At 70.4% G+C, this 12,376-nt stretch carries 9 protein-coding genes; 6 read left to right on the plus strand and 3 right to left on the minus strand.

What is annotated here, in order from left to right; translation table 11 throughout:
• Positions 1-54: 54 nt before the first annotated feature.
• A complete protein-coding gene (locus JO379_RS31270) occupies positions 55-201 on the minus strand; it encodes a hypothetical protein (protein WP_165451616.1) in 147 nt (48 codons plus the stop codon).
• 306 nt (positions 202-507) lie between these two features.
• Here JO379_RS31270 and JO379_RS31275 point away from each other — a divergent pair, with 306 nt between their 5' ends.
• The gene (locus JO379_RS31275) at positions 508-1,629 is read left to right on the plus strand and encodes a terpene synthase family protein (protein WP_209518109.1); all 1,122 of its coding nucleotides are present in this window, start codon (positions 508-510) and stop codon (positions 1,627-1,629) included.
• A 74-nt stretch (positions 1,630-1,703) separates the two neighbouring features.
• Here the strand turns inward: JO379_RS31275 and JO379_RS31280 are convergent, their stop codons facing one another.
• A complete protein-coding gene (locus JO379_RS31280; protein WP_130880384.1) occupies positions 1,704-2,261 on the minus strand; it encodes a peptidase inhibitor family I36 protein in 558 nt (185 codons plus the stop codon).
• 245 nt (positions 2,262-2,506) lie between these two features.
• Positions 2,507-2,959, minus strand: a complete 453-nt coding sequence (locus tag JO379_RS31285) for a MarR family winged helix-turn-helix transcriptional regulator (RefSeq protein ID WP_229822751.1) — start codon at positions 2,957-2,959, stop codon at positions 2,507-2,509.
• A 120-nt stretch (positions 2,960-3,079) separates the two neighbouring features.
• Here JO379_RS31285 and JO379_RS31290 point away from each other — a divergent pair, with 120 nt between their 5' ends.
• The 5 genes from JO379_RS31290 (at position 3,080) to JO379_RS31310 (ending at position 12,369) form a co-directional block, all read left to right on the plus strand.
• Complete coding sequence (locus JO379_RS31290) at positions 3,080-4,003, plus strand: MBL fold metallo-hydrolase (RefSeq protein ID WP_130880385.1); 924 nt, start codon at positions 3,080-3,082, stop codon at positions 4,001-4,003.
• Positions 4,004-4,228: 225 nt separating this feature from the next.
• The gene (locus JO379_RS31295; protein ID WP_209518111.1) at positions 4,229-6,250 is read left to right on the plus strand and encodes a transglycosylase domain-containing protein; all 2,022 of its coding nucleotides are present in this window, start codon (positions 4,229-4,231) and stop codon (positions 6,248-6,250) included.
• 164 nt (positions 6,251-6,414) lie between these two features.
• Complete coding sequence (locus JO379_RS31300) at positions 6,415-7,617, plus strand: 3-dehydroquinate synthase family protein (protein ID WP_209518112.1); 1,203 nt, start codon at positions 6,415-6,417, stop codon at positions 7,615-7,617.
• Between the two features lie 121 nt (positions 7,618-7,738).
• Positions 7,739-11,599 (plus strand): amino acid adenylation domain-containing protein, encoded by a 3,861-nt coding sequence (locus JO379_RS31305; RefSeq protein WP_209518114.1) that lies wholly within the window; start codon positions 7,739-7,741, stop codon positions 11,597-11,599.
• Positions 11,600-11,700: 101 nt separating this feature from the next.
• Complete coding sequence (locus JO379_RS31310) at positions 11,701-12,369, plus strand: response regulator transcription factor (protein ID WP_130880389.1); 669 nt, start codon at positions 11,701-11,703, stop codon at positions 12,367-12,369.
• Positions 12,370-12,376: the final 7 nt, after the last annotated feature.

The following is a 12,376-nucleotide window of genomic DNA, read 5'->3' on the forward strand; positions in this document are numbered from 1 at the left end:
GGGGTGCCGGAGCCGGGGGCGACCCGGTACCCCACCCACGCGCCGTGGGGCGGACTAGCAGATGCAGCCCGTGTCGGGGTTGCAGACCCGACCGGTGACCGGGGTGGGGAACGAGACGAAGCCGAGCGCGTCCGCGGCCCCGGTCTCGTCGAAGGACGGCACGGCGATTTCTTCCACATCCAGATCGAACAGGTTCTCCATGGGAACTCCTCCTCATTGCCGGTGTCCGGTGTCCCGGGCGGCTTCGCGACCGTCTGAGCCGCTGCCCGGACCGGTTACGCCGGACTCTAGGAGCGGCCCGTCAACCTTCGATCAACGCCGGCTCAACGGTGCAGGCCGGGCGGCGATCCGGCACCGGTCCGGGAGGGGAGCGGACGGGCGGGCGTCCGCCCGGCGGGGAGCGGGTGCGCCCGGCCGCACCGCGACGCGCCGCACCGGATTCCCCCGGTGCCGGGGGCGGCCTGCCAAGGTCGGTCCTGTGCCGACCCGGCGGGAGATGAGGGAGACATGGACGACATCATCGAGACGAGAGCCCCGGGGCAGGACCGCTGCCCGCCCCTCGCCGCGGTGCCCGGGGCCGAACCGGTCACCATCCGGCTGCCCCCGCTGGGACGCGGGCTCGTGGCCACCCGGCATCCGCAGGCCGCCGAGGTCTCCGCGCGGGTGCTGGAGTGGGCGGGCCGGCATCTTGCGTTCCTGCCGCTGTCCGAGGAGGAGCTGCGGTACGCCCTGTGGCCGGTGGTCCTGTTCCCGGAGTGGGCCTACCCCTCGGCGCCGGTGGAACGGTTCGCGGATCTGTCCGCCTTCACCACCTACTTCTTCGCCATCGACGACACCCTCGACAACCTCCGGGGTGGCGACGACGGTGACGAGGGCGGCGGTCACCGCGAGTTGATCCGTTCGGCCGTCGACGCCTGCGTCCGCGCGCACCACGGCGAGCCGGACCTCACCTCGCCGTGGGTCGCGGCCTACGCCGATGTCCTCGACGGTGTCCGGCGCCGGATGACCCCCGAGCAGTACACCCGGCTGACATCGGTGTGCGAGGAATGGTTCGAGGCCTGTGTCCGCGCGCTCGACACCCCCCTGAAGGACCCGGATCTGGAGACCTATGTCACCCACCGGCTGCTGACCGCCGCGGCCGAGGCGGCCTTCGGACTGGTGGAGTACGCCACCGCCACGGACGTCGCCGGGCTGCGCCGGGCGGACGCCGACCTGGAGGCCCTCTGCCGGGCGAGCGGACGCTTCGGCGTCCTGGTCAACGACCTGTTCTCCTACCGGCGCGACCTCTTCTCCGGCGGCCCGGTGGTCAACGCCGTCACCGTCCTCCAGCAGAGCGAGGGCCTGACTCTGCAAGGCGCCGTCGACCGCCTGTGCGAGGAGCTGGACGCCGCCGAAGCGGCCCTCCACACGGCTCACGACAAGGTCCTGGCCGGCCCGCTGGGTGAGCGCCCCGACGTCAGGGTCTTCATGAAGGGGGTCCTGGAGATGACCGCGGGCAATCTCCGGTTCTCCGCCACCACACCCCGGTACCACGGCGTCCGGCTGAACCTCGATCCGCAGAAGGGCAGCATCCTGCGGCTGGCCGCCGAGCGCACGCTGGTCCTGTCGGTGGAGGAGCGCGCCTGGTGAGGACAGTGAGCGGGCCCTGCCGGGCCCGCTCACCACACGGCCGGCGGGAACAGGGCCGCCGGTCCCGTCGGCCGTCAGGCCGCGACCGAGCTGGCCCAGTCGTTGTAGGAGCCGAGGTTGGAGCTGTAGGACTTGGTGGAGAGGCTGATCTGGCCGCCCGTGCCGCCGGTGCCCCCGGCGAGCCAGGCCCATGAGTCCGTCTGGTTGTTGCGCCAGGAGGACGTCTGGTTGTCGAAGCCGTACTCGTTGAGGTTGTGCCAGTAGTAGTCGTTGAAGATCAGCCGGCGCCCGCCGCCGTTGCTGTGTTCGTACAGGCACGTCCACCCGCTGGCGCACGCCGGGATCAGGACCGAGGGGTCCTTGGCGTTCGTCACGAGCGGGTCCGTCGCCCGGGAGTAGCCGAGTGCCTTGTCCGCCTCGGCGTGGGTCGTGAAGCAGCGGACGGTGGACTTGGAGTGGACGACGCAGCTTCGCGCGTCCCCCCAGCCGTTCTGCTTGAGGTTGATCTGCTGCTGGTCCAGGACGGCGACGGCGCCGCCCGCCGCCGGGCCGGCGGCCTGTGCCTGGGGTGCCCAGGCCATGGCGGCCAGGGCCACGGCCGCTGCGGATACGGTCAGGAATCTCTGACGCATGTGCGATCCTCCGGGATCTCCCGCCGAGCGGGGTGGGTCGCCGGCCCCTATGGGCCGGCGCCTCTCGATCACTGCTGATCACGTGCGTGTGCGAGTGCTGGACCGATTGCCTGATGGCCCGTCATGACGTGAGTGGCGGGCGCGGTGGAGACTATTGCGGTGGCCCGGCACGGCTGTCAACGCGATGGGCGTAAACGCGTCGCTACCGCGAAGCCGTCCACGGCCGGGCCCCGCCGCCCGGTCCGCTACCTCTTTCTCGTCCGGAGCAGCAGAGCGTGGAAGGTGCGCTGTTCCTGAGGGCTGAGGGCGGCCAGTGGGGAGTGGTGGGTCAGAAGTTCCAGGAGGCGGTTGCGCAGGGCGGTGCCGTCGCCGGTCAGGGCCAGCTGCTTGGCGCGGCGGTCCGTGGGGTGGGGGCGGCGTTCGACCAGGGCCAGTTTCTCCAGCCGGTCGACGACGAAGGTGGCGTTGGAGGGCTCACAGCTCATTCGGTCGGCGAGTTCACGCATGGTCATCGGGCCGGTCAGCTCACGCAGCGCGGTCGCCTGGGGGGCGGTCAGACCCAGTTGCGCCGCGCGCTCCCGCACGTGCGACTCGAGCTGGCGGGCCAGTCCGCCCACCAGCCCGCACAACTCCCGCTCTGCGGCGGCGCGCGGCTCTGCACCGACCATTGGGTCCCCGGGCACGAGGTCATTGGTCATGCCCGTCATTCTACTCAGTTGCATCAAGCTTTCACCATTGCAACTTGAATGATTCTAGTTGTAAGTTTCTTGGGTAGCGCCGCCCGAGCGGTGCCCCGTCACGAGAAGGAGACCGCGGCCATGACGCGTCCCGCATCCGCCCGTACGACCGATGCCTCGCAGGACGAGCCGGAAAGCCGTCGGCGGTTACGCCGGGTGTCGGGGATCCGGTCGTTCGGGCTGGGCGAGCTGAAGATCAGCTACGTCCCGGACGGGGCGGTCGAGCTCAAGCCGCTCGGCTGGCTGGCGGACTCGACCGAGGAGTACTGGGCGGCCCACCCCGAGTACCTCGACGCCACCGGCAATCTGGTGGCGAGCATCGGCGGGCTGCTCGTCGAGCACGGCGAGCGGGCCCTGCTGATCGACGCGGGCTTCGGGCCCCAGGCCTGGCCGGCGGATCCCGAGCACCCGTACATCGGCGCCATCCACGGCGGTGAACTGCTCGACGGTCTCGCCGCCCTCGGCCGCGCGCCGGAGGAGATCGAGGCGGTGGCGTTCACCCACCTGCACACCGATCACCTCGGCTGGGCCTGCCTCCCCGTTCCGGGGACGGACCGGATCGCCTTCGCCGGCGCGCGGTATCTGTTCTCGGAGCCCGAGTGGACGCAGCGCCGCCCCAATGCCGGGCACGGGGTGACGCAGGAGATGCTGACCACGCTGGAGCCCCAGGTCCGTACCGTCGTCGACGACGAGGAGATCTTCCCCGGGGTCCGGGTCCTCCTGACGCCCGGTCACACCCCCGGTCACACGGCCTACACGATCACTTCGGGCGGCCGGCGTCTCATCGCGTTCGGTGACGCGATGCACACCTCCGTGCAGATCGACCACCCCGACTGGTCGGCCGGCCCCGACCACGACCCGGTGGAGTCCGCCGTCCACCGCCGTCGCCTGGTGGCCGAGCTCGCACGGCCGGACACGATCGGCTTCGGGGTCCACTTCGCCGACGTGGTCTTCGGTCGGGTCCGCCCGAACCAGGACGGACCGGCCTGGCACCCCGAACCGTAGGGGTTCCGCTCCCGGACCGTGCCGTCACCTACCTCGGTGGGTGCCCGCAGCGGGCACCCACCGAGGCGTCGGGCCGTTCCCCACCGGTTGTCATCAAACGCTCATACAAGCAGGCCAACCGGGTAGGGCTCGTGATCGTCTGAGTCGACGAACCGACTCACGGCACAGGACGAACCGATGCAAGGCAGGAAAGCTGCCTCGTCGAGGAGCGATAGGACCATGGGCATGGACCGGTACAGGCCTCGCCTGCCCCGCCGTAAGGCCGCGGGCACGCACAGGCGGCGGCGCTTCATCGACTACCCGCGCCGCGGCAGACGAGGGCTGCGCCGTTGGCTTCCGTCGTGGCGTCAGCTCCTGGGCACCTTCACCCTCTGCCTCGCCTGCCTGGGCGCGCTGTTCGCCTACGTCTACACCAGCGTGGAGATCCCCGACGAGAACGTGGCGGCCCGTCAGGAGGCCAATGCCTACTACTGGGCCGACGGCACGCAGATGGTGAGCCTGGGCGCGGTCAACCGCAACATCATCCGGCTGGCGGACGTCCCGAAGTCCGCCCAGAGCGCGGTGATCGCGGCGGAGAACGAGAGCTTCTACAGCGACTCCGGTGTGTCCTTCAAGGGCATCCTGCGTGCCTTCTTCAGCACCGCGCAGGGCAAGGAGACCCAGGGTGGTTCCACCATCACCCAGCAGTACGTGAAGAACACCTACCTCTCGCAGGAGCAGACGATCACGCGGAAGGTCAAGGAGTTCGTCATCTCGCTGAAGGTGGACCGGAAGAAGAGCAAGGACGAGATCCTCCAGGGCTATCTCAACACCAGCTGGTTCGGCCGCGGCGCGTACGGCATCGAGGCCGCCTCCCAGGCCTACTACGGCATACCGGCCAAGAAGCTGAACCCCAGCCAGAGCGCCCTGCTGGCAGCGCTGTTGAAGGGGGCCGAGCAGTACGACCCCTCGCTCGGGGAGAAGAACCACGAGCGGGCCGAGGACCGTTGGAAGTGGATCCTCGACCGGCAGGTCCGGGCCGGGCTCATGGACCGCTCGGAGCGGAACAAGTACCGGACCTTCCCCGAACCGCGCAAGCAGTCCACCTCCACCAGCCTGAACGGCCAGATCGGCTATCTCGTCGACGTCGCCAACAAGAACATCAAGCAGCGCACCCAGCTCACCGACAAGGACCTCGGCCACGGCGGCTACCGCATCCACACCACCTTCGACAAGAAGAGGACACGGCAGCTGCAGACGTCGGTGGAAGGCGTCCTGAAGCGCGACATCGACCCGAAGAAGCGCGACTCCGACACCGATGTGCAGGTCGGCGCCGCCTCGGTACGGCCCTCGGACGGTGCCATCGTCGCCCTCTACGGCGGCCCCGACGCCACCAAGCACTTCACCAACAACGCCGACACCTCCGGCGTGCCCGTCGGCTCCGCGTTCAAGCCGTTCGTCCTCGCCGCCGCCCTGAAGAACGGCGCGCGCGCCGGATCGGGCGACGGTGGACGGCAGGACGTCTCCCTCGACAGCTACTACGGCAAGGACGGCGCGCTCCAGCAGTCCGCGGACGTCTTCCCGGCCGCCCGGCCCACCCAGCCGCCCGGTCCCGGGACGCCGGGCCTGGAAGGCCCCGACGAGGCACACCCCACCCTGCGTCAGGCCTCGATCACCGGGGGCAACGCGACCTTCGTCCAGCTCGGCCGCGATGTGGGGCTGGAGCAGGTCCGGGACACCGCCGTCCGCGCCGGACTGCTGAAGGACAGCATGGCGCCGCTGGAGCGCACCTTCCCCATCGGCACCTCGACGCCGAGTGCCATCCGGATGGCAGGGGCCTACGGCACCTTCGCCAATCAGGGCCTGCAGAACGACCCGTACTCCGTGACCAGGCTGCTCAAGGACGGCAAGCCGGTCGAGGGCTTCCAGCAGACGCGGGCACAGCGCGCGCTCGACGAGGACGTGGCGAACGACGTCTCCGACGTGCTGCGCGAGGCCGGGGCCAAGAGCGCCGAGGCACTCGACGCGAAGACCACCGGGAGCATCGGTCCCTTCGCGGCGGGCCGCACCGGCGACCAGGACCGGCTGAAGTCCGCGTGGTTCGTCGGATACACCAAGGAGCTGTCCACCGCCGTGGCCATGTTCCGCACCAAGCCGAGCGAGCCGCAGCTGCTGCCCATGTCGGACGTCGGCGGTGAGAAGTCGGAGCGGGGCAATGTCTTCCCACCCCGGATCTGGGCCGACTACATGGGCGCCGCGACCTCCTGAGCGCCGGCGGGCGGGCCGCCCACCAGGGAGCCCGCCCGCCTCCCCCGGGAGACCGGGCTGGGACGGACGGGGCAGGGACGGGGCCGGGACCTCATGCCCCTGGGCCGCCGAGCGGCTGATCGTGAGGGGTGACCATCCGATCCAGCTCAACGAACGAGCCCCTCATGTCTGTCTTCGCTTCACCGCTCGCCCTCGACAGGTACCTGGTCGCCGGATCCGTGGGATTCCCGGTACAGGTGCGGCACGGGGACGACTCCTGGTCCGAACTGGCACGGATCGCGGCCGAACCGGCCCCCGACGCCTTCGTGATCGTGACGGAGCGCACCCTGCCCCGGGCGCACATCGCCCGCGTCCTGCACCACCTCGGTACGGCCGCACCCACCTGCGTGCGGTGGCTGACCGGCCAGGACGTCCCCGACTGCGCGGCCCTCACACCCGGCTCGGTGATCGTCGCCCTGGGCGGCACCCGCGTCATCGACGCCGCCGGCCGGCTGGCCGCCCGTACCGGGGGCCGCCACCGCCTGGTGTATCTGCCGACCACCCTGCGGGCGATGTCGGACTCGGCACTGTCGCTCGTCGGCCCCACCGGCCCCCGCCCCGCGCCGGTCCTCGTCCGCGTCCAGCTGGACTTCCTGACGATGCTCAGCCCGGCCGCCCTTCGCTCCGGACTGAGCGCGCTCGTCAGGAACGTCCTGGCCGTCAGCCCGGCCTTCCACGACCGGGTGGCCGGCCGGCTGTGCCGCGACGCCCGGTACGACCCGGAGACCCTGGCGTCGTTCATCGCCCTGTCCCTGGAGGTGCGGGCCACGCTCATGATCTACGACCCGCTGGAGCAGGGTCCCGCCATGGCCTTCCACTACGGGCGCACCGTCGCGGACGCGCTGCGCGGGCTCGGCGCCGACGCGCCGCGGTACGGCGAGGCGAGTGCCCTCGGCATGCTCGTCGCCGCCCGCGTGGCCAGGCTCTCGGGGCTGCTGGACGAGGAGGGCGAGCGGGCGCACCGGGACCTGGTGGCCCGGTGGGGCGTCCCCATGGAGCTGCCCGCCACCGTCACCGCCGACGACGTCCTGGTGGCGCTGCGCCGCGGCGCGGCCCCCGGGATGCCCTCCCCGCGCGGCACCGCCGCACCGGGCCGCCCGGCGCTGGTGCTCCTCGACCGGCTGGGGGAGCCGCACATCGAGGGCGGTCACCTGGCCGCCCGGGTCGGCGAGGACCTCCTGCGGGCCGGGCTCGACGCGATCACCGGCCGGGGCACGGGGACGCCGCGTGATACCGGGACCGCCGGGGCCGCTACCGAGGCCTCCCCGGCCGGGCACGGGCCGGCCGGCCGGGACCTGGCGGCGGCCGTCGGTCCCGGTCGCCCGTGACGGGACGGGGGACCGCAGCGCGACCGTCCCCTCATGTGTCCGGGACACCGGGACACCCAGTGTGGATCACGAAGGTCATCCCGATTCGGTGCCCCGCGGCACCCCACCCGAGGAGACGGTCGTGCCGACCACACAGACATCCCATGACCAGTGCCTCACCGGCCTCTTCCAGGAGGCGGTGGAGGCACACCCCCACCGGACGGCGGTTGTCGACGAGAAGGAGACCCTGACCTACCGCGAGCTCGCGGAGGCAAGCGCGGACCTCGCGGCATACCTGCGACATCTCGGCGTCGCGCCCGACGACCGGGTGGGCCTCTTCGTCGAGCCGTCGATCGAACTGATGACGGGCGTCTGGGGAATCCTGTTCGCTTCGGGGGCCTATCTGCCGTTGTCACCGGAGTACCCCGAGGCACGGCTGCGGTACATGATCGAGGACGCCCGGGCCGATGTCATCGTCGCCCAGGAAAAGCTCACGCCCAGGCTGGCGGAGCTGGCACCGAAGGGCACGACGATCGTCACCCTGCCGGACGTGCGGGAGTTCGCGCGTTCCCCCGGTGCCGGGGCCGCGCGCCGCGCCCTCGGCACCGGCCCGCGCCCGCACGACCTGGCGTACGTCATCTACACCTCGGGCAGCACGGGGAAGCCGAAGGGGGTGATGATCGAACACCGCGCCATCGTCAACCAGATGCGGTGGATGAAGGCCGTCGGCCACCTGGACCGGGACGCGGTCGTCCTGCAGAAGACCCCGATGAGCTTCGACGCGGCCCAGTGGGAGATCCTGGCGCCGAGCTGCGGCAGCGAGGTCGTCATGGGACGCCCGGGCGTGTACCGGGACCCCGAGGGGCTGATCGAGGCCATCGGCACGCACCGGGTGACGACACTCCAATGCGTGCCGACCCTGCTCCAGGCACTGCTGGACAGCGACGGGTTCGCGGGGCTCACCTCGCTCACTCAGATCTTCAGCGGTGGCGAGGCTCTGTCCGCGAACCTCGCCCGGCAGTGCCTCGAGACGTTCCCGAAGTGCGATCTGGTGAATCTGTACGGGCCGACCGAATGCACCATCAACACCTCGGCCTTCACCGTCGACCGGGATGCCGTAGACGGCGGCTCGCACATGATCCCGATCGGCACCCCCGTGCACCGCACCCACTACCGCATTCTCAGGCGCGACCGGGCCCCGGTGGCCGTGGGGGAGACCGGTGAGCTGTACATCGGCGGCGCCCAGCTCGCGCGCGGCTATCTGCACCGGCCGGAGCTGACCGCGGAGCGGTTCATCGACGACCCGTTCACCACCGACGGCCCCGGGGCCAGGCTGTACCGGACCGGCGACCTGGCGTACTGGAACCCCGACGGCACGGTCCAGTTCGCGGGCCGGGCGGACAACCAGGTGAAGCTGAGGGGTTTCCGGGTCGAGCTGGACGAGATCAGGCTGGCGATCGAGAACCACGACTGGGTCAAGAACGCCGCGGTCGTCGTCAAGGACGACCCCCGCACCGGATTCCAGAATCTGATCGCCTGCGTCGAGCTCAGTCCGAAGGAAGCGGCGCTCATGGACCAGGGGCGGCACGGCGCCCACCACCAGTCGAAGGCGAGCAGGCTGCAGGTGAAGGCCCAGCTGTCGGACGGCGGCTGCCGGGACGCGGCGGAACTCCGGGGCAGGCCTGCGGTCGATCTGCCCGGCGCGGTGCCGAAGCCCGAGCAGCGGCGGAGGGTGTTCGCCCGCAAGACCTACCGGTTCTTCGAAGGCGGTGACGTCGAGAAGGCCGACATCCTGCGCCTTCTGGGCGGTGGCGGCACGGCCGCGGCCCCCCGGGGCCCGGACAGCCTGACCCTCGCCGAATGGGGCGGGATCCTGCGCTGGTTCGGCCAGTACCTGAGCGCCGAGCGGCTGCTGCCGAAGTACGGCTACGCGTCCCCGGGTTCGCTGTACGCCACCCAGCTGTACATCGAGTTGAACGGGGTGGGCGGCGTGCGGCCGGGGTGCTACTACTACCACCCCGCGCACCACCGGCTGGTGCTGATGCGTGAAACGTCCGGTACCGAAACGGCGCGGGTCAAGCTCCACTTCGTGGGGCGGAAGTCGGCGATCGAGCCGGTCTACAGGAACAACATCCAAGAGGTCCTCGAAATCGAGACCGGCCACATGATCGGCCTGTTCGAGGAGATCCTCCCCGCGTACGGCCTGGACGTCAGGGCGCTGGGCCGCACACCCGCCGTGAAGGACGGCCTCGACTGCGCCGACGAGGACTACAGCCTGGGCACGTTCGAGGTGGTCCCGTACGACGCGCCGCGGCCCGCCGCGGACTCCCTGGACGTCTATGTCCAGACCCACCCCGGCAAGGTGTCCGACATGCCGACGGGGCTGTACCGGTACCAAGGCGGCGACCTGGAGCGGATCTCCGACGAGATCGTGCTGAAGAAACACGTCATCGCCATCAACCAGCGGGTCCACGAACGGTCGGCCCTCGGCATCACCGTGGTCAACCGGGACCACCGGAGCTGGCGCGGCTACATCGATCTCGGCAGGAAGCTCCAGCGTCTGCAGATGAACGACATCGGCCTCGGGTTCATGTCCTCGGGCTACAGCTCCAGGAGCGGCGACGACCTGCCGTCGGCGAAGCGCATGGAGGCCGTCCTGACCGGTCTCGGACTGGAGACAGGGGCGTCCTACTTCTTCGTCGGCGGCCGGGTGAGCGAGGAGCAGATGCGCAGTGAAGGCATGAAGGAGGACATCGTCCATATGAAGGGCCCGGCCGAGCTCATCAAGGACGATCTGATCAAGTTCCTTCCCGACCACATGCTGCCGAACAGGGTCGTCGTCATGGACCGGCTGCCGCTCACCGCCAACGGGAAGATCGACGCCAAGGCGCTGGCCGCGTCGGAGCAGGTGAACGCGGAGGCCGCCGCACGCCCCTTCGTCGCGCCGCGGACGGCGACCGAGGAGCGGATCAGCCGTATCTGGCGGAAGGTCATGAAGCGGGACGCGGTCTCCGTGCAGGACGACTTCTTCGAGTCCGGAGGGAACTCGCTGATGGCGGTCGCGCTCATCAATCAACTCAACAAGGAATGCGCGAGCGCGCTGCCGTTGCAGATCCTGTTCGAACACCCCACCGTCGAGGAGCTCGCCCGGCGGGTCGACGACGCGTCCTCCGTGCCCTCGGCGGCCTCCTCACGCCTGGTGCGGCTGTGGGGCGAGGGAACCGAGCCCCCCGTCCACTGCTGGCCCGGCCTCGGCGGCTACGCCATGAACCTCAGACCGCTGGCCGCCGCCGTGGACATCGACCGGCCCTTCTACGGGGTCCAGTCGCACGGCATCAACGAGGGCGAGACCCCGTACCCCACCATCAAGGAGATGGCGGCGGCGGACGTCACGGCCGTCAAGCGGATCCAGCCGGTGGGCCCGTACACGCTGTGGGGCTACTCCTTCGGCGCGCGGGTCGCCTTCGAGACCGCCTACCGGCTCGAACAGGCCGGTGACCGGGTGGAGAACCTCTTCCTGATAGCGCCGGGGTCACCGAAGTTCCGCGCGGAGTACGAGTTGGCGCACGGCGGCGAGCCCAGCTTCCGCAACCAGGCGTTCGTGGCGATCCTCTTCTCGGTCTTCGCGGGCCGCGCCACCGGCCCGGCACTGGAGGACTGCCTGCGGGCCACCGAGGACGAGGAGAGCTTCACCTCCTTCATCGGCGCCCGGTTCGCGGACCTCGACCGGGCGCTGATCCAGCGGATCGTCGACGTCGTACGCCGCACCTATGAATTCAAGTACAGCTTCGACGAGTTGACCGAGCGGAGGATCGACGCCCCGGTGACGGTCTTCAAGGCCGCCGGCGACGACTACTCGTTCATCGAGAACACCAGCGGCTACGCGTCGGCCGCCCCGAGGTTCGTCGACCTCGGAGCCGATCACTACGGGCTCCTCAGGGACCCGGGCGTGCACGAGCTGGTGCGGGCGATACGACGCCGGCTGGGAGCCGGCGAGGTGTGACGGGCCGACGAGATGTGACGGCGCGGCCGTACGAGTGCGAGACGCTCGTGACGCAGGCTAAAAGGGTATGAGCGGCCAAAAGTAGCTGATAGCGTCGATTTGTGAGCGAACAAGACAGGTCTGTGCCCCGCGTTCTGATCGTCGATGATCATCCACTCTTCCGCGCGGGGCTCAAGGTCGCCCTGGAGATCGCCGGCGGGGCCGTCGTCGTCGCCGAGGCCGAGACCGTCGGCGAAGTACCGGACGCCGTGGCTCAGCACCGGCCCGACGTCGTCGTCATGGACCTCTCCCTGCCGGACGCCTCCGGTATCGAAGCCACGCGTCAGCTCGCCGAGCTCCATCCCGGACTGCCCGTCCTGATGCTCACCATGTCCGACGACGACGGCAGTCTGCTCGCCGCCCTCCAGGCGGGGGCGCGCGGCTATCTGGTGAAGGGCGCGGGCGCCGACGAGGTCCAGCACGCGGTACGCACCGTCGCCGCGGGCGGCGCCGTCTTCGGCTCGGACATCGCCGGCCACCTCACCGAGCTGCTCTCCGGCAGCCGCCGGCGCGACGCGGAAATGCTCTTCCCCGCCCTCACCTCCCGTGAGTCCGAGGTGCTCGAACTGATCGCCCGGGGCCTCGACAACCGGCACATCGCCCGCGAACTGGTGCTCTCGGAGAAGACCGTGCGCAATCACGTCACGCACGTCTTCGAGAAGCTCCAGGTCACCTCCCGTGCCGAAGCCGTCGCCCGGGCCAGGGACGTGGGCCTGGGCGACGACGACTGACCGGACG

Origin of the sequence: Streptomyces syringium, from assembly GCF_017876625.1 — a bacterium.
Taxonomy (GTDB): Bacteria; Actinomycetota; Actinomycetes; order Streptomycetales; family Streptomycetaceae; genus Streptomyces; species Streptomyces syringius.

Coding starts and splice junctions, on each gene's coding strand:
- JO379_RS31275 (WP_209518109.1), top strand. CDS start 508: ATGGACGACATCATCGAGACGAGAGCCCCGGGGCAGGACCGCTGCCCG.
- JO379_RS31285 (WP_229822751.1), bottom strand. CDS start 2,959: ATGACCAATGACCTCGTGCCCGGGGACCCAATGGTCGGTGCAGAGCCG.
- JO379_RS31295 (WP_209518111.1), top strand. CDS start 4,229: ATGGACCGGTACAGGCCTCGCCTGCCCCGCCGTAAGGCCGCGGGCACG.
- JO379_RS31300 (WP_209518112.1), top strand. CDS start 6,415: ATGTCTGTCTTCGCTTCACCGCTCGCCCTCGACAGGTACCTGGTCGCC.
- JO379_RS31270 (WP_165451616.1), bottom strand. CDS start 201: ATGGAGAACCTGTTCGATCTGGATGTGGAAGAAATCGCCGTGCCGTCC.
- JO379_RS31280 (WP_130880384.1), bottom strand. CDS start 2,261: ATGCGTCAGAGATTCCTGACCGTATCCGCAGCGGCCGTGGCCCTGGCC.
- JO379_RS31290 (WP_130880385.1), top strand. CDS start 3,080: ATGACGCGTCCCGCATCCGCCCGTACGACCGATGCCTCGCAGGACGAG.